Annotated in this window: 22 protein-coding genes; 17 read left to right on the top strand and 5 right to left on the bottom strand. The window is 34.4% G+C overall.

Going from position 1 to position 21,904, the window contains the following annotated elements; all coding sequences use genetic code 11:
* Nucleotides 1-252 precede the first annotated feature (252 nt).
* The 15 genes from PBT91_RS08840 to PBT91_RS08770 all read left to right on the top strand — a co-directional run bounded on the left by PBT91_RS08840 (nucleotide 253) and on the right by PBT91_RS08770 (nucleotide 15,203).
* Nucleotides 253-2,127, top strand: a complete 1,875-nt coding sequence (locus tag PBT91_RS08840) for a M1 family metallopeptidase (protein ID WP_270058121.1) — start codon at nucleotides 253-255, stop codon at nucleotides 2,125-2,127.
* 124 nt (nucleotides 2,128-2,251) lie between these two features.
* A complete protein-coding gene (locus PBT91_RS08835; RefSeq protein WP_270058120.1) occupies nucleotides 2,252-3,145 on the top strand; it encodes a LysR family transcriptional regulator in 894 nt (297 codons plus the stop codon).
* A 73-nt stretch (nucleotides 3,146-3,218) separates the two neighbouring features.
* Nucleotides 3,219-4,148 (top strand): YeiH family protein, encoded by a 930-nt coding sequence (locus PBT91_RS08830; RefSeq protein ID WP_270058119.1) that lies wholly within the window; start codon nucleotides 3,219-3,221, stop codon nucleotides 4,146-4,148.
* A 172-nt stretch (nucleotides 4,149-4,320) separates the two neighbouring features.
* On the top strand, nucleotides 4,321-4,776 hold the full coding sequence (locus tag PBT91_RS08825) for an RpiB/LacA/LacB family sugar-phosphate isomerase (RefSeq protein ID WP_270058118.1): 456 nt from the start codon (nucleotides 4,321-4,323) through the stop codon (nucleotides 4,774-4,776).
* A gap of 20 nt (nucleotides 4,777-4,796) precedes the next feature.
* A complete protein-coding gene (gene gndA, locus PBT91_RS08820) occupies nucleotides 4,797-6,203 on the top strand; it encodes an NADP-dependent phosphogluconate dehydrogenase (RefSeq protein WP_270058117.1) in 1,407 nt (468 codons plus the stop codon).
* An 18-nt stretch (nucleotides 6,204-6,221) separates the two neighbouring features.
* Nucleotides 6,222-7,748: a glucose-6-phosphate dehydrogenase gene (gene zwf, locus PBT91_RS08815; protein ID WP_270058116.1), complete on the top strand. Its 1,527-nt coding sequence runs from the start codon at nucleotides 6,222-6,224 to the stop codon at nucleotides 7,746-7,748.
* The gene (gene pgl / locus PBT91_RS08810; RefSeq protein WP_270058115.1) at nucleotides 7,742-8,452 is read left to right on the top strand and encodes a 6-phosphogluconolactonase; all 711 of its coding nucleotides are present in this window, start codon (nucleotides 7,742-7,744) and stop codon (nucleotides 8,450-8,452) included. Before zwf ends, pgl begins: the two co-directional genes overlap by 7 nt.
* 385 nt (nucleotides 8,453-8,837) lie before the next feature.
* Nucleotides 8,838-9,260, top strand: a complete 423-nt coding sequence (locus PBT91_RS08805; protein WP_270058114.1) for a helix-turn-helix domain-containing protein — start codon at nucleotides 8,838-8,840, stop codon at nucleotides 9,258-9,260.
* Nucleotides 9,261-9,363: 103 nt separating this feature from the next.
* Nucleotides 9,364-9,966, top strand: a complete 603-nt coding sequence (locus tag PBT91_RS08800) for an FMN-dependent NADH-azoreductase (protein WP_270058113.1) — start codon at nucleotides 9,364-9,366, stop codon at nucleotides 9,964-9,966.
* An 85-nt stretch (nucleotides 9,967-10,051) separates the two neighbouring features.
* A complete protein-coding gene (gene ygiD / locus PBT91_RS08795; protein ID WP_270058112.1) occupies nucleotides 10,052-10,879 on the top strand; it encodes a 4,5-DOPA dioxygenase extradiol in 828 nt (275 codons plus the stop codon).
* A 113-nt stretch (nucleotides 10,880-10,992) separates the two neighbouring features.
* Nucleotides 10,993-11,130 carry a hypothetical protein gene (locus tag PBT91_RS08790; RefSeq protein WP_270058111.1) on the top strand — a complete coding sequence of 46 codons (138 nt, stop codon included), beginning with the start codon at nucleotides 10,993-10,995 and terminating at the stop codon, nucleotides 11,128-11,130.
* On the top strand, nucleotides 11,130-12,155 hold the full coding sequence (locus PBT91_RS08785; protein ID WP_270058110.1) for a glycosyltransferase family protein: 1,026 nt from the start codon (nucleotides 11,130-11,132) through the stop codon (nucleotides 12,153-12,155). The genes PBT91_RS08790 and PBT91_RS08785 overlap by 1 nt, the downstream gene beginning before the upstream one ends.
* Nucleotides 12,156-13,559: a GH1 family beta-glucosidase gene (locus PBT91_RS08780; protein WP_270058109.1), complete on the top strand. Its 1,404-nt coding sequence runs from the start codon at nucleotides 12,156-12,158 to the stop codon at nucleotides 13,557-13,559.
* Between the two features lie 289 nt (nucleotides 13,560-13,848).
* Complete coding sequence (locus PBT91_RS08775) at nucleotides 13,849-14,040, top strand: cold-shock protein (protein WP_270058108.1); 192 nt, start codon at nucleotides 13,849-13,851, stop codon at nucleotides 14,038-14,040.
* 188 nt (nucleotides 14,041-14,228) lie between these two features.
* Complete coding sequence (locus PBT91_RS08770) at nucleotides 14,229-15,203, top strand: S41 family peptidase (RefSeq protein ID WP_270061403.1); 975 nt, start codon at nucleotides 14,229-14,231, stop codon at nucleotides 15,201-15,203.
* A 144-nt stretch (nucleotides 15,204-15,347) separates the two neighbouring features.
* Here the strand turns inward: PBT91_RS08770 and PBT91_RS08765 are convergent, their stop codons facing one another.
* The gene (locus PBT91_RS08765; protein ID WP_270061402.1) at nucleotides 15,348-15,905 is read right to left on the bottom strand and encodes a DUF4251 domain-containing protein; all 558 of its coding nucleotides are present in this window, start codon (nucleotides 15,903-15,905) and stop codon (nucleotides 15,348-15,350) included.
* Between the two features lie 149 nt (nucleotides 15,906-16,054).
* Here PBT91_RS08765 and PBT91_RS08760 point away from each other — a divergent pair, with 149 nt between their 5' ends.
* Both PBT91_RS08760 and hpf read left to right on the top strand, forming a co-directional pair.
* Nucleotides 16,055-16,969 carry a cation diffusion facilitator family transporter gene (locus PBT91_RS08760; protein WP_270061401.1) on the top strand — a complete coding sequence of 305 codons (915 nt, stop codon included), beginning with the start codon at nucleotides 16,055-16,057 and terminating at the stop codon, nucleotides 16,967-16,969.
* 190 nt (nucleotides 16,970-17,159) lie between these two features.
* Nucleotides 17,160-17,459 (top strand): ribosome hibernation-promoting factor, HPF/YfiA family, encoded by a 300-nt coding sequence (gene hpf / locus PBT91_RS08755; RefSeq protein ID WP_270061400.1) that lies wholly within the window; start codon nucleotides 17,160-17,162, stop codon nucleotides 17,457-17,459.
* A 64-nt stretch (nucleotides 17,460-17,523) separates the two neighbouring features.
* Here the strand turns inward: hpf and PBT91_RS08750 are convergent, their stop codons facing one another.
* The 4 genes from PBT91_RS08750 to PBT91_RS08735 form a co-directional block, all read right to left on the bottom strand.
* Complete coding sequence (locus PBT91_RS08750) at nucleotides 17,524-19,512, bottom strand: aconitate hydratase (RefSeq protein WP_270061399.1); 1,989 nt, start codon at nucleotides 19,510-19,512, stop codon at nucleotides 17,524-17,526.
* A gap of 210 nt (nucleotides 19,513-19,722) precedes the next feature.
* Nucleotides 19,723-20,442 (bottom strand): MBL fold metallo-hydrolase, encoded by a 720-nt coding sequence (locus PBT91_RS08745; protein WP_270061398.1) that lies wholly within the window; start codon nucleotides 20,440-20,442, stop codon nucleotides 19,723-19,725.
* 187 nt (nucleotides 20,443-20,629) lie between these two features.
* A complete protein-coding gene (locus PBT91_RS08740) occupies nucleotides 20,630-21,325 on the bottom strand; it encodes an OmpA family protein (RefSeq protein ID WP_270061397.1) in 696 nt (231 codons plus the stop codon).
* 26 nt (nucleotides 21,326-21,351) lie between these two features.
* A complete protein-coding gene (locus PBT91_RS08735; protein WP_270061396.1) occupies nucleotides 21,352-21,831 on the bottom strand; it encodes a lipocalin family protein in 480 nt (159 codons plus the stop codon).
* Nucleotides 21,832-21,904 lie beyond the last annotated feature (73 nt).

Here is a 21,904-nt window from a genome sequence, read left to right as displayed (position 1 = left end):
CTTTTGGGTAATTTAAAGAATCATGTAAAAGCACTAAACCGTATTAACTTTATTTAAGGAATACTTAAGCAATTGTAAGATGTGAAATAAAAAAATTGGCAATAAAATTGAAATAAATATTATGCAATTATCTTTTAATCGATCACTTTTTTAATAAATAGACAGTAAAACCCTTTTATACTGAAAAAAGCTGAATTAGCAAGCTTGTTTAAATTCGAAGCATTATTTTCGAATACAATTAACTTTAACTACATGAAAAAATCAATTTTAACAGCATCACTAGGTTTACTATTTCTTGGAAAGTTTGCAATAGGACAAGAATTGTATATACCAAGAGATGTTAAAGAAGCCTACGAGAATAAAACACGTAGCAAAACAGGAAAACCAGGAGATAATTATTGGCAAAATTCAGCAAAATATAAAATTAATTTAGAAGTTAATCCACCAAATCGCAGTGTAAAAGCTTCCGAAGAAATAACTTATACTAATCATAGTCCTGACACTCTAAATTCGTTAAATTTTAAACTAATTCTGAATAACCATAAACCCGGAGTTCCGCGTTTAGGAATGGTTTCAGAAGATTATATGACTAGCGGAATTCATATCGATTCATATTCAGAAAATGGCAACCAAAAAGAATGGAATTCCAAGAACGACGGCACTAATAAAATGATCAAACTGGATACTCCGCTTAAACCTGGCGAAAGTATAGACTTAAGCATTAACTGGCATTTTGATATTTCTAAGCAGAGTGGGAGAGAAGGTGCTATTTTAGAAAACACGTTCTATCTGGCCTATTTTTATCCTAGAGTTGCGGTTTACGATGATTATATGGGCTGGGATACGATGACTTTCTTCGGAATGCAGGAATTTTACAACGATTTTAATGATTACGAAATCAGCATTAATGTTCCAGAAGATTTTATTGTGTGGGCTACAGGAGATTTACAAAATCCAGATAAAGTACTTCAGAAAAAATATGCGAAGAAACTCGAAAAATCAATGACAAGCGATAAAGTAATTCGAATTGCGACGCCTGAAGATCTTAAGAAAAAAGAAATTACTAAAGAAGGAAATAATAGCTGGAAATGGAAAGCTTCAAATATTACCGATGTTGCCATCGCTATAAGCAATGAATATAATTGGGATGCAGCAAGCGTTGTAGTCGATTCTACTACTAATCGCCGGGTAAGTGTACAGGCTGCTTACGATGATGTTTCAGAAGATTTTAAAGAAATGGTAGATTATGGACAGCATGCGTTAAACTGGTTTTCTTTCAATTACCCGGGCGTTCCATATCCATATTCCAAATCGACCTTAGTACGCGGCCATGGAGACATGGAATATCCAATGATGGTTAACGATAATTCTCATGAAGATCCAGATATGGCTCGTTTTGTTGCCGAACATGAAATCGCACATACCTATTTTCCTTTTTATATGGGAACCAACGAAACTCGCTTTGGTTTTATGGACGAAGGTTGGGCAACTACACTAGAACATTTAATCGGAATCGAAGATCTAGGAAAAGAAAAGGCGGTAGAGAGTTTTAAAAATTTTAGAGTACGTAGATGGATTGGTGATAATAATATGGAGCAGGATGTGCCGATTATAACACCTTCCAATATTTTAAGCGGATCGGTTTATAGAAATAATTCCTACGGAAAAGCGGCTCTTGGTTATCTTGCACTAAAAGATTTATTAGGTGAAGAAGTTTTCAAAAAAGCATTGCAAGGATATATGGAACGCTGGAATGGTAAACATCCAATCCCTTGGGATTTCTTTTATAGCATAAATGATATTAGTGGTGAAAACCTAAATTGGTTTTGGGATAGCTGGTATTTTAGTCCTAACTATATTGATTTTAAGATTGAAGATGTAAACCAGCAAAATAACTCAGTTGAAGTTAGCGTAACCAATGTTGGTGGAATGCCGGCACCTTTTGATGTAAAACTGACTTATAACGATGGAAGTACCAAAAGAGTTCATCAAAAATCTACAATTTGGGAAAATGCGGAAAATAAAACTTCTATAAAAATTGCTACGGAAAAAGAAGTAAAAGCTGTAGCGATCGAAGGCGGTATTTGGATGGATGCTACACCAGATAATAATACTTGGGAAAAGTAAATTGTAGTTTTAAATAATTTAAATTGAAACAGCTTCTGATTTTCTATAATTAGAATCTGTTTTTTTATTTCTGAAATTTAAAATAAATGTACTTTTAAACGTATAACTATTACTTTTGATTATAATGTTTGATTTTAAATTACATGTATTTCAAAATGTAGCATCACGGTTAAGCTTTTCTAAAGCTGCTGAAGATCTTCATATTACTCAACCGGCTGTTACTAAGCATATTAGGCAAATAGAAGCTCATTTTAACCAAAAGCTTTTTGTTAGAAAGGGCAATAGTATAGCGCTTACCACTGCGGGAAAACTTTTATTATCACATACTAAACTTATTTTCCAGCAGTATGAAAAAGCTGAATTTGATATGAATTCCCTAATAGATAAAAACGAAGGAACGCTTAGAATTGCTGCAAGTACCACTATCGCACAGTATATCTTACCCGAGGTTTTAGCCAAATTTCATCAAAAATTCCCAAAAATCAAGATTCATTTATTGAATATGAATACCGAAAAAGTAGAAAAGGCGGTTATGAATAATTCGGTAGAGTTGGGCTTTATTGAGGGACAATCCAAAAACCGGGAATTATCCTATCAGGCATTTTTAAAAGATGAGATTGTTCTTGTAGTGGATAAATCTCATCTTTCAGCCAAACTTAATCAGATTTCAATTTCAGAATTAAAACATATTCCCCTTGTTTTAAGAGAGAAAGGCTCGGGTACAAGAGAGGTTATTTTAAAAGCTTTCCAACATAAAAATCTTAAAACAGAGGATTTAAATATCGAAATAGAGTTAGGTAGCTCAGAAAGTATAAAATCGTATTTATCGAACGGGCATAGCGCTAGTTTTTTAAGTGTAAATACGGTTTTAAAAGAATTAAAACACGGAGACGTTTACATTTTGGATATTGAAAATCTTCAAATAACCCGTGATTTCTTTTTTATTCAGCAACAAGGACATCACTCAAAATTGAATGCTGTTTTTCTAAAATTTCTACAGCATCACTATAACTTTTAGTTATATAGGATTACTTTTTATGATTTGAATGCAAACAAGGCTGTAGCTATCTTTGGATATTATAATTCAGTATATGAAAATTTCAATTCATCAGATCGTTTTTCTGCTTTTCTGCATGGCCTGCTTCTTTCCGATGGTAAATCCGCCAATAGCTTTAGCTCTCGGTATTATTTACGCGCAGTTGGCTAAAAATCCTTTTCAGCAAAAAACACAATCGAGCATAAACTGGTTATTAAAATTATCGGTTATCGGCCTTGGTTTTGGAATGAATATCGACAAAGCTTTAGCAGCAGGTAAAGACGGCTTCTTTTTTACGATAATTTCAATTAGCTTAACCATAGGTTTGGGAATTTTAGTTGGTAAGATTTTTAAAATCGATAAAAAAATAACAAAACTTATAAGTTCTGGAACTGCTATTTGCGGTGGAAGCGCTATTGCCGCGGTTTCTCCAATAATAAAAGCTGACCCAAAACAGATTTCTATTGCAATTGGTTGTGTTTTTCTTTTAAATAGTATTGCTCTGTTTCTTTTTCCGGCAATAGGACATTTTTTTAATATGAGTCAGCATCAATTTGGTATTTGGAGTGCCATTGCCATTCACGATACGAGCTCTGTTATTGGCGCAGCGCAAGTATACGGAAACGAAGCTCTAGAAATTGCGACTACCGTGAAATTAGCACGTGCTCTATGGATTTTACCGGTTTCATTTTTATTTGCATTAAGCAGTCATACCCCATTTAAAAAAATCAAGATTCCCTATTTTATAGGTTTATTCATTTTAGCGATTTTGGTGAATACATATATTCCAAATATAGCGATACTGTCGCCCAAAATTGTTTCTATATCTAAAATAGGATTAACGCTAGTTCTTTTTTTAATAGGTAGCGGATTGCATTACAAAAGTTTTAAAAGAGTAGGAGTTCGACCTGTTTTTTTAGCCATAATTATATGGATTTTTATTAGCGTAATTTCGTTTATTGGAATTATGGAAATTATCAAATAAACTTCAAAAATCGGGAAATCTAATCTCCTTGAGTAGGATAATTTTCCAAAAAGCTGGGATATCTAAGCAATTTCAAAGGTTTTAGTATTTTTATAAGGCTTTCTCTTACCCAAGAACAAATTTAATTGGCTAAATTTATCGTCCAAACGCTTAACCAAAAAGTTGAAATTACATGAAAATCGGAATTGCAGCAGATCATGCTGGACTAGAACAAAAGAGAAAATTACTGGATCTTTTAAAAGAAAAAAATTTCGATATACAAGATTTTGGAGCTTTCGAATATCAGAGTGACGATGATTATCCAGACATTGTAACGCCATTAGCGAACGCTATTATCAAGAATAAAATCGATAGAGCAATTGCGGTTTGTGGTAGCGGAGTAGGAGTGTCTATCGCTGCCAATAAATTCCCAGGAGTAAGAGCCGCACTAATTTCTGAAACGTATTCTGCACACCAGGGCGTAGAACATGACGATATGAATATGTTATGTGTAGGAGGTCGTGTTTTGGGAACTTCGCTAATTCTAGAAATCATTTTAGCATTTTTGAAAGCTGAATTTCAGCAAGAAGATCGTTTTAAAAGAAGATTAGACAAAGTAATTGCAATAGAAAAAGAATATTTTAAATAACGTAGAACTAAAAAAGAATCATGGAAGAATTCGATTTTGGAATAGTAGGTCTTGGAGTAATGGGAAGAAACCTCTTACTTAACATGGCCGATAATAATTTCTCTGTAGCCGGTCTGGACTTAGATCCAGAAAAAGCTGCATCTCTAGAAAAAGAAGCCTTAGAAAATCATACTATAAAAGGAACAACCTCTGCAGAAGAGTTTTGCGGACTTATTCGTAAACCGCGAGCAATTATGTTATTGGTTCCCGCCGGGAAACCCGTAGATGCCGCGATTAAATCACTATTGCCGTTTTTAGAAGAAGGCGATGTGTTAGTAGATGGTGGTAACTCTTATTTTCCTGATACCGACCGTCGTGTTAAAGAACTTGCTGAAAAAGGAATTCATTTCTTCGGAATGGGAATATCTGGTGGAGAGAAAGGAGCCCGCTTTGGACCAAGTATGATGCCAGGTGGAAATTCTGAAGCTTACGAAAGACTTCGCCCTATTTTTGAGGCCGTGGCCGCTAAAGTAAATGGCGAGCCTTGTGTTACTTACCTAGGTAAAGGATCTGCCGGAAATTATGTGAAAATGGTTCATAATGGTATTGAATATGCTATTATGCAACTTATCGCTGAAGTCTATGACCTTTTAAAAAGAGGCTATGGTGTTGAAGATGCTAAAATTCAGCAATTATTCGAAAAGTGGAATGATTCAGAATTATCATCCTTCTTGGTTGAAATTACCGCAGATATTCTTAAAAAAGAAGATCAAATAACCGAAAAAGGGATTCTACTAAATTATGTTTCTGATGCTGCAAAAGCGAAAGGAACTGGTAAATGGACTTCCCAAAATGCTATGGATATTCAGGCTCCAATACCTGCTATTAACGCTGCGGTAGAAATGCGCGATATTTCTAAATATAAAGAAGAGCGCGTAAAAGCTTCAAAAAGTTTAAAATGGGAAGATATCTCTGAAACTTCAGAAGAAGAAATTTTCGCAGAACTAAAGGATGCATTTTACTTCGCGATGATTAACATTTATGCACAAGGAATGTCGCAGTTAAATCTCGCTTCAAAAGAGTATAACTACGGCTTAAACCTTGAGGAAGTAGCTAAAATTTGGCGTGGTGGATGTATAATTAGGGCGACGTGTTTAGAAGATTTTAGACAGGCATATAAAAATTCCCCAGAGCTACCTAATTTATTGTTAGATGAAAAATTAGGTAAAGCACTTGAAGAAAAACAAGGGGCTGCTCGCAAGGTGGTAAAAACTTTTATTGATAAAGGAGTGCCTGCTTCAGTATTTACTTCTACAGTTTCTTATTTTGATTCTTACAGAAGCGCGATTTTACCAACAAATCTAATTATGGCTCAAAGAGATTACTTTGGAGCTCATAAATACGAACGTAACGACCAGGAAGGAATTTTCCATACAGACTGGGTATAATCAATTAATTAAATTGAAATGAAGACAGAAAAAAAAGCTGCTCCTACGATTATAGTAATTTTTGGTGGGACCGGAGATCTTGCCAGTCGTAAGTTAATCCCCGCGTTTTATAACCTATTTATAGACGATCGCATGGCCGATAATTTTGCAATTATCGGTTTAGGTAGGTCTGATTTTGATAATGAATCCTACAGAAAGGATTTATACAAAAAATTAAAAGAATTTTCTCGTAGAGAGCCAGATAATAAGGTTTGGAAAGAATTTCAGGAGTCAATTCACTATTTTAAATCAGATATCACTAACGAGAAATCTTATATAGATTTACACACAAAATTGAGTGATTTGGATAAGGAATGGGGAGAGCGAGCAAACCGTTTATTCTACCTTTCTGTATCACCAAAGTTTATCGACGATATTACCACGAATCTAAAAGATCAGAAACTCGTAGAATCTTTAGAAAAAGACCGTTTAGTAATCGAAAAACCATTTGGTTATGATCTGGAATCTGCGATTGAGCTTAACCAACTTCTAAGACGTACGTTTGATGAGAAGCAGATTTTTAGAATCGATCACTACTTGGGAAAAGAAACCGTTCAGAATATCTTGGCCTTTCGTTTTGGGAATGCATTATTCGAGCCACTTTGGAATAGAAATTACATAGATTATGTTCAGATTACTGTTGCAGAAAAAGTTGGCGTAGGCACACGTGGCGGTTATTATGAGAGTTCTGGAGCATTAAGAGACATGATACAAAATCATTTGCTTCAAATACTTTGTATGGTCGCCATGGAAGCTCCAATTTCTTCGGATGCCGAAGAAATTAGAAATCGTAAAGTTGAAGTATTACGTGCTATTAGAAGAATAAAACCAGACGAAGTTGCCAAAAACGCCGTTCGTGGTCAATATAGTAATGGATGGGTACAGGGTGAAGAAGTACCGGGTTATAGAGAAGAAGAAGGTGTTAGTGAAACTTCTAATACTGAAACTTTTGCAGCGATTAAGTTCTTTATTGATAATTGGAGATGGCAAAATGTTCCATTTTATCTAAGAACAGGTAAAAGAATGCAAGAAAAAAGTTCTTCTATTACTATCCAATTTAGACCTGTACCACACGCCACTTTCCCAGGAGAACAGGCTAGTAATATAATGCCAAACAGATTAACGATCAATCTGCAACCTCAAATGGACATTAGATTGCGATTTATGACCAAAAAGCCAGGATTAGAAATGAATTTAAATCCTTCTGAAATGGTTTTTGATTATGATAGCTGTTCTACACATACTCCAGAAGCTTATGAAACTTTGTTATTAGATGCGATGTTGGGAGATACAACATTATTTATGCGTTCAGATCAAGTAGAGGAAGCTTGGGATGTGATTAAAACGGTGCAGGAATCTTGGGAAGGCAGAGAATCACTTAATTTCCCAAATTACCAAGCCGGAAGTTATGGTCCAGAAAATGCGGAAGCTTTAATCGCTCAGCAAGGACATGTTTGGTCTATAAACGTTCGAAATAAGAAAGAAAAGAAAGAAGATCAATGCTAAATATATATAAATCCAAAGAAGAAGCTAGCCATGCAGCAGCACTACATTTTGTAGAACATGCAAAGTTAGCGATCGAGGCTAAAGGAAAATTTACAGTTGCGCTAACGGGAGGTTCTTCACCAGCGGGAATGTATGATCTATTAACTACCGAATTTAAAGATCAGGTAGCATGGGAAAAGATTTACATTTTCTGGGGTGACGAGCGTTGGGTTCCTATAGAAGATGAGCGTAGCAATGCGGGAAATGCTTTTAATGACTTTCTGAATAAAGTTGCTATTCCTGAAGAACAGATCTATCCTATGTATAAGGATGGTATTTCTGCTGAAGATTATGCCAAGGAATATTCTAAAATTATGGATGAAGTTTTAGAAGATGGTAGAACTTTTGATTTAATATTTCTAGGAATGGGTGATGATGGTCATACCGCATCATTATTTCCCGGACAAAAAGTAATTCATGAGGAGGACAAAAAAGTAGCAGCCTATTTTCTAGAACCTCAGGATATGTATAGAATCACTTTAACAGCACCAATACTAAATGCTGCTAAAAGTGTAGCATTTATCGTATTTGGCGCTAAAAAAGCAGACGCACTTTCCGAAGTTGTAAAAGGTGAGAAGAATGTCGAAAAATATCCATCGCAAATTATAGATCCCGTTGGCGAATTAATGTGGTACGTTGATCAAGACGCCGCGGCAAGGATATAATTTTAACTTTTTATAATTAAAACCGGATTATTTAATAATCCGGTTTTTTTGTTTTAAACTCTAATTATGTAATATATACAATCGGTAAAAATGTATATTTGTTTAACAAATAATTTTAAACTGTTGATAAGTTGACGATATTTCTTTAACAGAAATGACCTCTGGCACTACAATTGATATCTATTTACAAATACTTATTTAATTTTTAAATAGCCGTAGCGTTTTACACCCTACTACAAACGAAGGCTTTTAGATCAAAACAATCGCATTTATGAGTTTGTTAGCGTCTTACATAGCGTACTTCGTATTTCATATTAGTTTAGGGAATTTTACATTTAACTCAATTTCCTTTATTTTATTTATTTTGCTTGCATGCTTTTTAATCATGCTTTGTAATCGCGGATTAATTTTTAAAGAAATTGATTCCGAATCAGAACAAAGCTATATAGATTATAAAACGGCAACTGAATATTCGAAACTTCTAGACAAGATTATGTGTAAAGAGAAGTTTTTTTTGATCCATAACTTAAAGATTAAACAAATTAGTCGCCATCTAATGCTAACACCGGGAGAGCTAGACTATATTTTATTAAAAGCAAAGAGAAAAACCTTCACTGAATATCTAGACGATTTCAGAATTATGGAATTAAAAGAAATGCTCAATATTCCTGAATATCAAGAATGTGATTTAAAATGTCTTGCTGAAGCCTGCGGATTCGATGATTATTCAGATTTCGAAAAAGCTTTATCAAGGACATACCACATCAAACCAGAAAATTTCCGTAGAGAATTACTAGAAGAGTATTAGAAGGCACTAACCTAAATGTTAGTGGGAAATCCTTGTGAGTACTATAAATACTGGCAATAGTATCTTATATTTGTATATACAAATGTCATACAAAATATAAGTCATGAAAAAGATACTTCACGTAATTTCAAGTTTAAACGGTCAAAACTCTTACAGTTTAGCTTTAGGGAATAAAATAGTAGAACAACTTAAAGAAAGTTATCCCGAAAGTGCAGTCGTAGAAAAAAAACTTGTTGCTGAAGATTTCCCACATCTAACTGAAGACAGATGGCAGGCAATTCTTACTCCTGAAGAAAACAGAACAGCTGCTCAAAAAGAAAATATCGCTATACAAGAAGAAGCGATTAAAGAATTATTTGACGCAGATATTTTAGTTGTTGGTGCTCCTTTATATAATTTTGGGATTCCTTCGCAATTAAAAGCATGGATCGACCATCTTGCTAAAGCTGGAGAAACTTTTAAATATACTGAAGAAGGTCCACAAGGATTGGTAACTGGTAAGAAAGTTTATATTGCAATGAGTTCTGGTGGTGTTTATTCTGAAAATCCTGGTTATGATTTTGTATCTGAATATCTGATTAAAGTTTTTGGATTCTTAGGAATGACAGATGTAGAACTAATAAGAGTAGAAGGAGTTGCTATTCCTGAATTAAGAGAAGATGCGCTAGCTAAAGCTGAAAAAGAATTTGCTGCAATATTGGCGTAATATCTGAGAGAAAAAGAAAAATTATCACTAGCCTTTCGGATTGATTTTCGAAAGGCTTTTTTTGTTTAACTCAATAGCTCGACTTATGAACATCAGTGAATTGTACAATATAAATACAGGTTTAAAAACTACTCCAAAAATGCCAATTTTGTTTTTTGGACACGGTAGCCCCATGAATGCAATCGAGGAAAATGAATTCGTTAGTAATTGGCGTAAAATAGCCGAAAGTTTACCAAAACCTAATGCTATTTTGTGTATTTCAGCGCACTGGCTTACAAGAGGTACTGCAATTACTGCTATGAATTTTCCTAGAACAATACATGATTTTGGTGGTTTTCCGCAGCAATTATTCGATGTTCAATATCCTGCAAAAGGAACCCGTGCACTCGCCGAAGCTACATCTTCCTTAGTTAGCAGCGAAAGTATTCATTTAGACGATCAATGGGGATTAGATCATGGTGCATGGAGTGTACTTAGACATCTTTATCCAGAGGCTGATGTCCCTATTGTTCAATTAAGTCTAGATGCCTATAAAACACCGCAAGAACATTACAATTTTGCTAAAGAATTAGCCGTACTAAGAAGAAAAGGAATCTTAATTATTGGGAGCGGTAATATCGTCCATAATCTTAGACGCATCGATTGGCAGAATATGAATAAAATCGATCACGCATTCGATTGGGCAATAGAAGCAGATGAAAAAATAAAAGGACTGATAAGTACCAAAGATCATATTGCGCTACAGAATTATAATCAACTGGGAGCAGCAGTAAATTTGGCAATTCCTACTTCAGACCATTATTTACCTTTACTTTATACGCTGGCGTTACAAGAAAATAAAGATGAGTTGGAATTTTTTAATGATAAAGCCGTTGGGGGGGCACTTACAATGACTTCGGTTAAATTATCTTAGCCTAGGCTAAATTTCTTAACCTTAAACATACACTTATTTAAAATTCGCGTAAACACTTTTAAATCATATTCTTATACATTGAATTCGATTAATCGTTTTTAATTTAAAAGTTTATGAAACGAAAAAGAGCATTCCAAAAAAGTGGTCATAGAAACTACTATTTTAAAGAGCGATTTCAGCAATTATTAGTAGCCATTTTTGTTAAGCGTCGATTAAGCTCGATGATTTCGCCTTTCCGACTATCGCATTAATGAAGATATTATATGCGATTCAGGGAACCGGAAATGGACATTTAAGTCGTGCTTTAGAAATTATTCCCATTCTTCAGAAAAAAGGAGATCTAGATTTACTGGTCAGCGGTACTCAAGGCGATTTAAAATTGCCGTATATTGTAAAATATCAGTTTAAAGGACTCAGTTTTATCTTCGGAAAAAAAGGCGGTGTCGATGTTTGGAACACCTACCGCAGAAACCGAATGAAACGCCTTTACAATGAGATAAAAAGCGTACCAGTTGAAAAATATGACCTGGTAATTAACGATTTTGAGCCTGTTAGTGCCTGGGCATGTTCGATGGCTCATAAACCCTGCTACGGCTTAAGTCATCAATCGGCTGTTTTACATCCTTCTGCACCGAAACCTTTAAAAGAAGATTGGCTGGGATTAAAGATTCTAAAGTCTTATGCGCCTTGTAGCTTTAGTTTTGGTTTTCATTTTAAAGCTTTTGATGATCGTATTTTTACTCCGGTAATACGCTCTGAGATTCGTAATCTTCAGCCTATAAAATCAAATCATTATACGGTGTATTTACCTTCTTATTCCGACAAAAAATTATTTAAAGTGTTTAGTAGTTTTCCGCAATTCAGATTCGAGATCTTTTCAAAACATTTTAAAATGAGTTCAGAAATTGATAATATCAATATTAAGCCGGTAAATAATAAAGATTTTATAGAAAGCATAAGAAATTGCCGCGGTGTAATCTGTGGTGCCGGTTTTGAGACCCCTGCGGAAGCGCTATTTCTGAAGAAAAAACTATTAGTCGTACCAATGAAAGGGCAATTGGAGCAACAATGCAATGCTGCCATGCTAAAAACAATGGGAGTTAAAGTACTTAAAAACCTAAAAAACAAACATTATCCTGAAATTGAAAAATGGCTTCTAAAAGAAGAAATTATTGAAGTAAATTTTCCTAACGAGACTGAAATGATCATCGATAAATTAATCGATATTGCCTTGAAAGAGCAGAATTTTGCTGTTAAGAAAACCGGAATTGCATAAATGAAGGATAGTCTATTTAATAACCTAAAAAAAGGTGATTTTGGGGATAATTTTATTTGGGGCACTTCTACAGCCGCATTTCAAATTGAGGGAAGTCCTTACGACGATGGTAAAAAAGCATCTATTTGGGATGAGTTTTCTCATAAAAAAGGAAAAATACATAAAGGACAAAATGCAGATATCGCTTGCGATTTTTACAATCGTTATAAAGAAGATCTGCTTTTAATGAAATCGATGAATATTACAAATTTTCGATTTTCATTATCCTGGAGCCGTATTTTACCAGATGGCACCGGCAGCATAAATAACGCGGGACTCGACTTTTATGACAAATTAATAGACGAATGTTTACAGTTGGGGATTACGCCTTGGGTAACACTTTATCATTGGGATTTGCCACAAACATTAGAAAATAAAGGTGGTTGGACAAATCGTGAAATCGTAAATTGGTTTTCAGAATATGTAAAGATTTGTGTCCATAGATTTGGAGATCGCGTTAAAAACTGGATGGTTTTAAACGAACCTCTGGTGTTTTTGGGAGCCGGACATTTTTTGGGAATCCATGCGCCGGGTAGGAGAGGAGTCAAAAATTTTATCCCAGCGATGCATCACGCTTCGCTTTGCCAGGCCGAAGGCGGAAGAGTTTTAAGAGCTTACGATCCAACGCTAAATATTGGCACTACATTTTCCTGCTCGTATATAGAGCCGTATCGCGATCTTGAAAAAGATCATAAGGCGGCAAAAAAAGTAGATTGTTTGGTAAACCGATTGTTTGTAGAACTCAGTTTGGGTTATGGGTATCCTTTTAAGGAATTGCCTTTTTTGAAAAGAGTAGACAAGTTTTATAAAGCTGAAGATGATAAGTTGCTTCAATTTGAATTTGATTTTATAGGAATTCAGAATTATACTAGAGAGATTGTAAAAAGTGCCTGGTGGATTCCCTATGTGCAATCCATAAATATTAAAGCGGAAAAAAGAAATATTCCTACAACTGAAATGGGTTGGGAAATTTATCCTGAAGGATTATTTAAACTACTAATGAAATATAATGAATATCAAGGAGTAAATAATATTTTGGTTACCGAAAATGGTGCTGCTTTTCCAGATCAGATAATTAATGGACAGGTAAAAGATGAAAAAAGGAAACAATATCTTCAGCAATATATAGAAGCAACATTACAAGCCAAAAAACAAGGTGCAAACGTAAACGGCTATTTTGCGTGGAGTTTTACCGATAATTTTGAATGGGCAGAAGGATATAAGCCAAGATTTGGCTTAGTGTATATCGATTATCAAACTCAGCAAAGAATAATAAAGAATTCAGGATTATGGTATCGCGATTTTATAAAAGTTCCAAAGCATTTAGAAGGAATTCGAGAAGTTTCCATTAAAGTTGGTCGCTAAACAAAAAAACATGGAAAATGATTTAATGTTCTTCTAATACTGAAAGCTCTTAAATTTCGCTTTTTAGCTTCAAATTACAATATTTCATTGCATCAGTTTAGGAAATTGAAAATGAATTAAATTATTTCAAACTTTAACATTAAACGCAACTCCCGTCAACACTACGCTAACAGCTAAAATTATTTCTTTTAATACAGAATTTTATAAATCAAATAGGAATATTTTCAAATTATAGTGCGTTATCGGAATATTAGTTAGATATTTGTCACTTATAATTTAATATATTAAGATGAGTAAAGGAACAGTAAAATTCTTTAACGACACTAAAGGATTTGGATTTATCACTGAAGAAGGAGTAGACAAAGATCACTTTGTACACGTAACAGGTTTAATCGATGAGATTCGCGAAGGCGACGAGGTTAAATTTGATCTTCAGGAAGGTAAGAGAGGATTAAACGCAGTAAACGTAGAAGTTATATAATTATATATTTTTATATTTTCAAGGTTTATCAAAAGCCCATCATTTCTGATGGGCTTTTATTATTTTTAGGCTTAATTTATTTTATACCGTACCGTATATTTTTTTATTTTAGTTGCAAATCTAATAGCCAGATTCATAGGGGTTAAGCAAGGATCTTGATCATTTATAATTACTTAAAAATTAGACTAATGCGTATTTTGTATTTCGTTATAATTGTATTGTTTTTTGGAATTCTATCCTCAGCTGCACAAGAGAAGCCCATTGAAAAGATTCTATCGCTTACTAAAAGAAATTCTATCTATACAAATAATGTAGATTGGGATAGCTTAACACCAAAAGTTAAAGAGGCAGTCGATCTGAATGCCAATAATACATACGATCAATTAGCGCCAGCTGTAGGGATTTTGTTAGATGCTTTAGATGATAGTCATTCTCAGCTAACTTACCACGACAAGCATTCTGGCAGAGCTAATCCAACCGATAAATTTGAACGCTTAAACGATAGTACTAGAAGTATATTAAAATCTGGCGCCAAACTTTATACTACTAAACTAGAAAATATTGGATACATTCGGATACCCTGTAGTCATAATGAAAATGATGCTCAGGTTTTTATGGAAGCGTTCTGTGGGCTAGATATAAATAGTTTATCTGGTCTTATCATTGATCTTCGAATAAATACTGGAGGAAACATGTGGCCGATGATTGCGGGACTGGCGCCAATATTAGAAAATGGCATTTTAGGGTATTTTGAACAAGATTCTTATTTATTGGAATGGAAATTAAAAAAGAATAAAATATATAATGGAAAAAATAAGATGATAAAGTTTAAAAAATTATGCTCTTTAGAAAAGCCGCTTAAAATAGCAGTGCTTTTAGGGCCAATAACCGCAAGTTCTGGGGAAATGACGGCAATTGCTCTAAAAGGAAAAGAGAACGTAAAGTTTTTTGGAGAAAAAACCGCTGGTTATGTAACTGCAAATAGTCAAATTAATATTGAAGGAGAGCTTTACTATCAATTATCATCGGGATTTTGTTTGGATAGAAATAAAAATGAATATCGTAATTGCGTAGCACCGGATGTTGAAATTATTGGTGGCGATGCTTTTAATCAATTAGGAAAAGATCAGAAAGTTATAAAAGCTATAGAATGGCTTCGATAGCAATGAATAATTTTCTACTCATAAATTATATATGCTGTTTTGACCTATAATTTATATTATGTAAAATAGAATATTTTACTATCCATTGCTCCTCATATTCTCGTCTATAAACCGAATTAGAATGTTTCTTAAATCTCGCTATTATTATTCCGATGATAGTTTACTAAATTTCCCGGTATAGGAAATATTATCTCGCTGTGAACTATTTACCGATGTATTTGTATTTCCGTTAGAATATAATGTAATATAAAATTGATAATGTTCAGAATCATCATTTGCAGTGAATTCAAACCGAACATATTTCTTATCTTCATTTTCAGTGATTTCCAAATCTTCAGGAATTCCTTCAAATTTTATCGCACCACGATCATTGTAACCACCGCTTATTTGGCGAACACCAAAATACGGTAAGAATACATCAATAGAATCTCCTTTAAATCTTATAAAGTTGGCATTGCCATTTAAGTTTATAGTTCCGCTATTAAAATTTGGATGATTTATAAAGCTCACCGTATTAGCGCGCATAGGATTTGCCCAGCGGTTTTCTATTTCAAATTCTTTCTTTTGAGCGAATAATTTTAAATCTTCATAATTCTTAACTTCATCAACAGTACTTGCTGAAGAACCACAACTCAAAATACCTAATAGCACTATTATACAACCAACTATTTTTACAGGTAATTTTATATTTAAACGTTTCATGGGTTTATTAGTTAACATATTATCTAATTAATCACATTTTAATTTACAACTATTCTTCCTCATTTATGCTAAATCCTTACTAAAACAGGATTTAGCTTTTTTAGCCCCATCTTTTTTATTGTATTTTGCAGCATCTAACTAAACTAATTATGGCCGGAAATTCAAACATTGCAATATTTGGCGCTATAGGCGCAAATTTTTTAATAGCTGTAAGCAAATTTACAGCTTCGTTTTTTACAGGAAGCTCAGCGATGATGGCTGAAGGTATTCATTCGCTCGTAGACACCGGCAATGGTTTTCTGCTATTACTAGGGATTAAGCGATCAAAACGTAAACCTACCAAACAACATCCATTTGGTTACGGAAAAGAAGTCTATTTTTGGAGTTTTGTTGTAAGTATACTCATCTTTGCTCTGGGTGGCGGTTTCGCCATTTATGAAGGAATTCATGCGCTTGAAGCTCCTGAAGTCGCTGAAGATCCCACATGGAATTATGCTGTGCTTATTGCTGCACTTTTATTTGAAGGTACTGCTCTGGTTCTAGCACTTAAAACTTTTAATAAATCTAGAGCTGGCGCTAAAACAGGTAATTTAATTACCAAAATTACACAAAGTAAAGATGCTGCTACTTTTGCTGTTATTATAGAAGATACGGCAGCGGTTATTGGTTTGGCTGTTGCTTTGATAGGTGTTTTTCTAAGTCAGACGCTCAACAATCCTTATTGCGATGGTATCGCCAGTATCATTATAGGTTGTATTCTTTTAATTGTAGCTACTTTTCTTGCTAAAGAAAGCAAAGGTCTTTTATTAGGTGAAAGTGCCCAACCTGAAATTTTGATAAAGGTTGAAGATATCCTAAATAACAACCCTAGGGTAAAAGAGATCGGACTGCCGCAAACCATGCATTTTGGTCCTGAAAGTATTTTATTAATTGTGGAAGTAGATCTGTATGACGATTTGGAGCTATTAGACGCTGAAAACACTTTACAAAGCTTAAGAGAAAAAATTAAAACTGAGATTCCCAAAATCACCAAAGTTTATTTGCAAACTACCAACAAGCTTTAAATTTAAGATAATTTTATGTTTTTAATCGCTCTACCCCATAATTTTAAGGGTTCATAAGGTTTTAATTAACTAATTATAGTGTGACACCCTATTAATTATAAAATCTTTCACAAAAAAGTGCAAAATACAACTTAAAAACTTGTCTAAATTAGCATTATTAGCGTTCTTAGGTGATTCAAAAAAAGATAATATGGAAACCATTTACCAATTTGTTGCTCTTAGCAAAAGTGAACGTTTACAAAACTTTGTAAATGAGAAGCTTGAGAAGCTTGAAAGAAAATATGACTTTATTACTCGTGCAGAAGTACACTTTAAAAGAAATCACGCCGAGGATCCAAAAGGTTATATCTGTAATATAAAAGTAAGCGTACCAGGACCACAAATTTTTGCAGAATCAAATTCAGATTCTTTTGAAGCTGCTGCTTCCCAAACTGTTAAAGAATTAGATAAACAGTTAGATAAGAAAAAAGGGCAAATGCAAACGCACTAAAAAATTGAAAAACAAAAAAACCTTTCAATATTGAAAGGTTTTTTTGTTTTATTAAATGCCTAAATCACTCCTGAGCTTGCTCTTTTTCTAGACGCTCTTTAAATTCATTTATAATTCCACCTTTTAAAAGGATATTTATCTGGCGATCACTTAGCGTATGCTTAGTTTCAAATTCTTTATTTTCGCCACTTTCTTTTTTTACAATTACCTTAATATTATTTCGCTTTTCTACATCTTCGCGAAGATTTTTAAAGCTTACCGTATCTCCCTGTTCAATCTTATCGTAATCTTCGGCATTTATAAATTCTAATGGTAAAATACCAAAATTAACTAGATTTTGCCATGCGATACGCGCGTAACTATTTGCAATAACCGCATGTTGTCCTAAATATTTTGGAGCAATTGCAGCGTGCTCACGGCTAGAACCCTGCGCATAGTTTTCTTTAGCTACAACAATGTGGCCTCCCTCCTTTTCTTTAGCCTCCATTGCTCTATCGTAAAAAGACTCATCGATTACCGTAAAGGTAAACTTACTTATTTCGGGAAGGTTACTTCTAAAAGGTAAAACTTCAGCGCCTGCTTTTAAAATTTCATCTGTAGAAATATTATCGCCCATTTTCAATAAAACCGGAACTTCAATTTCATCAGCTAAAGGCTCGATTTCAGGAAGAGATTTTATGTTTGGTCCTTTTTCAAGACTTACCTCTTCTCCATTATCTGCTGGCGGAACCAACATATCTTCGTTTATAATTTCGATCTCCGGAGCCTCAAACTTAGGATATTTCATATCGTAAATTTTTTCTAAATCTCTAGGATCTGTAATTTCACCTGTTAGTGCTGAAGCTGCCGCCGTTTCCGGACTTACTAAATGTACCTGATCATCTTTTGTACCACTACGATCGGGAAAGTTTCTAGGCATCGTTCTAAGACTTATTGTTCCTGAAGCTGGAGCCTGTCCCATACCTATACAACCCATACAACCAGATTGGTGAAAACGCGCACCTGCTTTTATTAAATTGGCAAAAGCACGATTATCAATCATATTCTGGATCATTTGTCTAGAAGTTGGATTAACATCCATAGACACATCTGCATTTACAGATTTATCTTTAACGATTGCACCGGCAATCCAAAAATCCCTTAATCCAGGGTTCGCAGAAGATCCTATAACAACCTGACTAATTTTTTTACCTGCAACTTCTTCAATAGGAACAACATTTCCCGGGCTTGTAGGTAATGCAATTAAAGGAATTAATTTACTTAAATTAATTTCTTCATGAAGATCATATTCACAACCTTCATCTGGTAATAGTTCTATCCAATCATCTTCGCGTTGTTGAGCTTTTAAAAATTTCTTTGTTTCGTGATCACTAGGAAAAACAGTTGTTGTAGCCCCCAGTTCTGCTCCCATGTTGGCTATAACATGTCTGTCCATCGCACTTAGATTATCTAATCCAGGGCCATAATATTCTATAATTTTCCCAACGCCACCTTTTACATCATGTCTACGTAACATTTCCAAAATAACATCTTTCGCACTTACCCAATCTGGTAATTTTCCGGTAAGCTTCACTCCCATCACTTGTGGCATCTTTACATAGTAAGGTTGCCCGGCAATCGCTGCTGCAACATCCAAACCACCAGTACCAATTGCAAGCATTCCTAGCGAGCCTGCAGCCGGAGTATGACTATCAGATCCAACCATAGTTTTGCCCGGTTTTCCAAAGCGCTCCATATGTACTGGGTGACTTACACCGTTTCCCGGTCTACTAAACCATAATCCGAATTTTCTTGCTGCGGAAAGTAGAAATTTATGATCATCGGCATTTTTGAAATCGGTTTGTAAAAGGTTATGATCTACATATTGCACAGCAACCTCAGTTTGAGCCTTTTTAAGCCCCATAGCTTCCAGTTCTAATTGAACAAGTGTACCGGTAGCATCCTGAAGCAAAGCTTGATCGATTTTGATTCCGATTTCTTTACCGGCCGTCATCATATCTCCTTCTAAGAGATGCTCTTTAATAAGTTTTTGAGTGACATTTAATTTTGACATAGTTAGTTTTCTTTTATCCTTTAATTTAAGAAATACACTTTTAAGGAGTGAACTCTTTAACAATACGTTATGCTGAAAACATACAATTTTCTCATACCATTTAGAAAATTGATCTTGTTTAATTTTAAAAAGAAAGCATAAAAAACCCTGCAAATTCAATAATGAAAGATGCAGGGTTTTTCTATCCTATATGTCGGATAATTATATTTCTTATTTTGCTTTACTCAAATCGTTTAAGATATCCACTTGCTGACCTTCTTCTACATTAAATGCAGGTTTCCCTTTTCTTGGGAAAAAATAACTAAACTCATCTTCAAAAGCACTCCAGCTTTCAGCTAATCCAAAATCATCGTTTTCACGCTTCATTTCAGGACGCTTAAAAGTATTTAAATCTGAATCGTATGAAGATCCAACAGCATCATCTCCCGGGAATAACATACCACCATTAATTTCAGAATAAACTAAAACCGACGCTCCGCCATTTCCTGGTAAGTCGATTACTTTAATACCAAAATGTTTCAGGTCATTAGCCTGTGTCATGATATCTTTAGTTTTAAAATCGTCTTTAAAATTATTTCTTGGATGCGCATAAATAGGAGCATTATTTGCATCTTTAGAAATAGTCTTAAGATCTGCATAAGCATTATCTAAAATGCCATCACAGGTAATTAGCAGACCCTTGATTTGATAACCTTCATCAATCAATTTTTTAACTGCTGCTTTCGTTTCTTCTTCTACAACATCAATTAAGATAATATCACGACGATTGATGTGTCTTATTGCATATCCCTGATTGAATACGCCATCTTTCTCTTTTCCTTTAATTAAGAATGTATCTGGAATAAGTTTTAAAAATTTACCAGTTTCGCCTTGCAGAATATATTCAGCAGATTGGCTATGCAGTACCTCCATTTTATCAACAGTCTTCATATTGTAAATTGATTTTTTTATTAGTTAGTTTGAAGATACAAACCAATGCGAATAACGACAAAAGTGTTTAGATGGGTTTAACTCGTATTTAGGAAAGCCTTAACTCAGCTCGAAATTTCTTGATTCTATAAAAACAAAAAGCCGCCCAAATGGACGGCTCTATATTTTCAATAAGCAAAACTACAATTTAGTTTTCAGTAGTGTTTTGTTCAGCTTCTTTCTTAAGCTCTTCATTAGCTACAATTGCTAATTCTACTCGTCTATTTTTAGAACGACCTTCGGCTGTAGTATTATCAAATTTTGGTTGTGCTTCACCATACCATTTAGTTTCAAATCTACTGGCCGAAATACCATGGCTGGTTAAAAAATTAGTTACCGCTTGTGCTCTGTTCTTAGAAAGCGTAAGGTTGTAACTTTCGCTACCAGTATCATCAGTATGTCCTTCAACTAAGATATTAGTATCTGGATATTCTTTGAAGATCCCAACTAATTTATTTAAGGTCTCTTCAGACTTTGCATTAATATTATATTTTTCTGAAGCAAAATAAACACCGCTATTTTCATCAAAGGTTACATTAATACCTTCACCTACACGTTCTACCTCCGCTCCTGGAACTTCAGTTTCAATTTTCTTAGCCTGCTTATCCATTCTGTTACCAATATAAGCACCAGCAGCACCACCAACAACACCGCCTATAATAGCGCCTAATGCACTATTACCATCACCGGTATTGTTTCCTATTACTCCACCAATGGTTGCTCCACCCGCAGATCCTATTACCGCACCTTTTTGTTTATTATTTGCATTTTGAATGGCATCGCACCCAACGAGCATACTTGCAGCGAAACAAACCGCCATTATTTTATTTAAAGTCCTCTTCATATTTATTCTATTTATTTAACTGATTCTTATTTTGTAAACATCATTCTTATTACGAAAGGAGAGCCTTCTAAGGTTACAGTTTGCTCCCAAACCATTGAATTTTCAGAAAGATTCACCAAATTCAATCGAAAACCCTGGTCGCCATTAGTAGATTTATATTTTTCGTTTACCGGTTTAAGTAGGAAATCATACATTCCGCTAGGAGTATTTTCTTCATCTATAGACCAGATAAAGTTTCTATTACCAGAAACACAATCTAAACCAGATACTTCGTAAGTTCCGCGATTATTATTGGACACGAAATCCCAGGTACTCCCTTCAAAACAACTGGCTGATGCATCGTTGAATAAGGTGACGTTAAACTGTCCCGTATTATTTGGATAGGTAATATTTGTTAGCGTCCAGTTACCATCAAAGGTTTTTCTTGCTTCTTTGGCAACTTTACTTGGCCCTCCACATGAAACCAACAGCACTAAAAGTGCGAAAATTGAAATTACTTTTTTCATTATAGTAGTTATTAATCATAAAAAACAATGCAGCACGCCAATTAAGAACGTCGCCGCATTGGATAAGTTATCT

Origin of the sequence: Zunongwangia sp. HGR-M22, assembly GCF_027594425.1 — a bacterium.
GTDB lineage: Bacteria > Bacteroidota > Bacteroidia > Flavobacteriales > Flavobacteriaceae > Zunongwangia.
The sequence above is the reverse complement of the archived record's forward strand: the minus strand, read 5'-3'. Positions and strand labels throughout refer to the sequence as shown.

What these genes read in the sequence shown, in the direction of transcription:
- PBT91_RS08840 (WP_270058121.1), top strand. Translation starts at nt 253, where the DNA reads ATGAAAAAATCAATTTTAACAGCATCACTAGGTTTACTATTTCTTGGA.
- PBT91_RS08835 (WP_270058120.1), top strand. Translation starts at nt 2,252, where the DNA reads ATGTTTGATTTTAAATTACATGTATTTCAAAATGTAGCATCACGGTTA.
- PBT91_RS08830 (WP_270058119.1), top strand. Translation starts at nt 3,219, where the DNA reads ATGAAAATTTCAATTCATCAGATCGTTTTTCTGCTTTTCTGCATGGCC.
- PBT91_RS08825 (WP_270058118.1), top strand. Translation starts at nt 4,321, where the DNA reads ATGAAAATCGGAATTGCAGCAGATCATGCTGGACTAGAACAAAAGAGA.
- gndA (WP_270058117.1), top strand. Translation starts at nt 4,797, where the DNA reads ATGGAAGAATTCGATTTTGGAATAGTAGGTCTTGGAGTAATGGGAAGA.
- zwf (WP_270058116.1), top strand. Translation starts at nt 6,222, where the DNA reads ATGAAGACAGAAAAAAAAGCTGCTCCTACGATTATAGTAATTTTTGGT.
- pgl (WP_270058115.1), top strand. Translation starts at nt 7,742, where the DNA reads ATGCTAAATATATATAAATCCAAAGAAGAAGCTAGCCATGCAGCAGCA.
- PBT91_RS08805 (WP_270058114.1), top strand. Translation starts at nt 8,838, where the DNA reads ATGCTTTGTAATCGCGGATTAATTTTTAAAGAAATTGATTCCGAATCA.
- PBT91_RS08800 (WP_270058113.1), top strand. Translation starts at nt 9,364, where the DNA reads ATGAAAAAGATACTTCACGTAATTTCAAGTTTAAACGGTCAAAACTCT.
- ygiD (WP_270058112.1), top strand. Translation starts at nt 10,052, where the DNA reads ATGAACATCAGTGAATTGTACAATATAAATACAGGTTTAAAAACTACT.
- PBT91_RS08790 (WP_270058111.1), top strand. Translation starts at nt 10,993, where the DNA reads ATGAAACGAAAAAGAGCATTCCAAAAAAGTGGTCATAGAAACTACTAT.
- PBT91_RS08785 (WP_270058110.1), top strand. Translation starts at nt 11,130, where the DNA reads ATGAAGATATTATATGCGATTCAGGGAACCGGAAATGGACATTTAAGT.
- PBT91_RS08780 (WP_270058109.1), top strand. Translation starts at nt 12,156, where the DNA reads ATGAAGGATAGTCTATTTAATAACCTAAAAAAAGGTGATTTTGGGGAT.
- PBT91_RS08775 (WP_270058108.1), top strand. Translation starts at nt 13,849, where the DNA reads ATGAGTAAAGGAACAGTAAAATTCTTTAACGACACTAAAGGATTTGGA.
- PBT91_RS08770 (WP_270061403.1), top strand. Translation starts at nt 14,229, where the DNA reads ATGCGTATTTTGTATTTCGTTATAATTGTATTGTTTTTTGGAATTCTA.
- PBT91_RS08765 (WP_270061402.1), bottom strand. Translation starts at nt 15,905, where the DNA reads ATGAAACGTTTAAATATAAAATTACCTGTAAAAATAGTTGGTTGTATA.
- PBT91_RS08760 (WP_270061401.1), top strand. Translation starts at nt 16,055, where the DNA reads ATGGCCGGAAATTCAAACATTGCAATATTTGGCGCTATAGGCGCAAAT.
- hpf (WP_270061400.1), top strand. Translation starts at nt 17,160, where the DNA reads ATGGAAACCATTTACCAATTTGTTGCTCTTAGCAAAAGTGAACGTTTA.
- PBT91_RS08750 (WP_270061399.1), bottom strand. Translation starts at nt 19,512, where the DNA reads ATGTCAAAATTAAATGTCACTCAAAAACTTATTAAAGAGCATCTCTTA.
- PBT91_RS08745 (WP_270061398.1), bottom strand. Translation starts at nt 20,442, where the DNA reads ATGAAGACTGTTGATAAAATGGAGGTACTGCATAGCCAATCTGCTGAA.
- PBT91_RS08740 (WP_270061397.1), bottom strand. Translation starts at nt 21,325, where the DNA reads ATGAAGAGGACTTTAAATAAAATAATGGCGGTTTGTTTCGCTGCAAGT.
- PBT91_RS08735 (WP_270061396.1), bottom strand. Translation starts at nt 21,831, where the DNA reads ATGAAAAAAGTAATTTCAATTTTCGCACTTTTAGTGCTGTTGGTTTCA.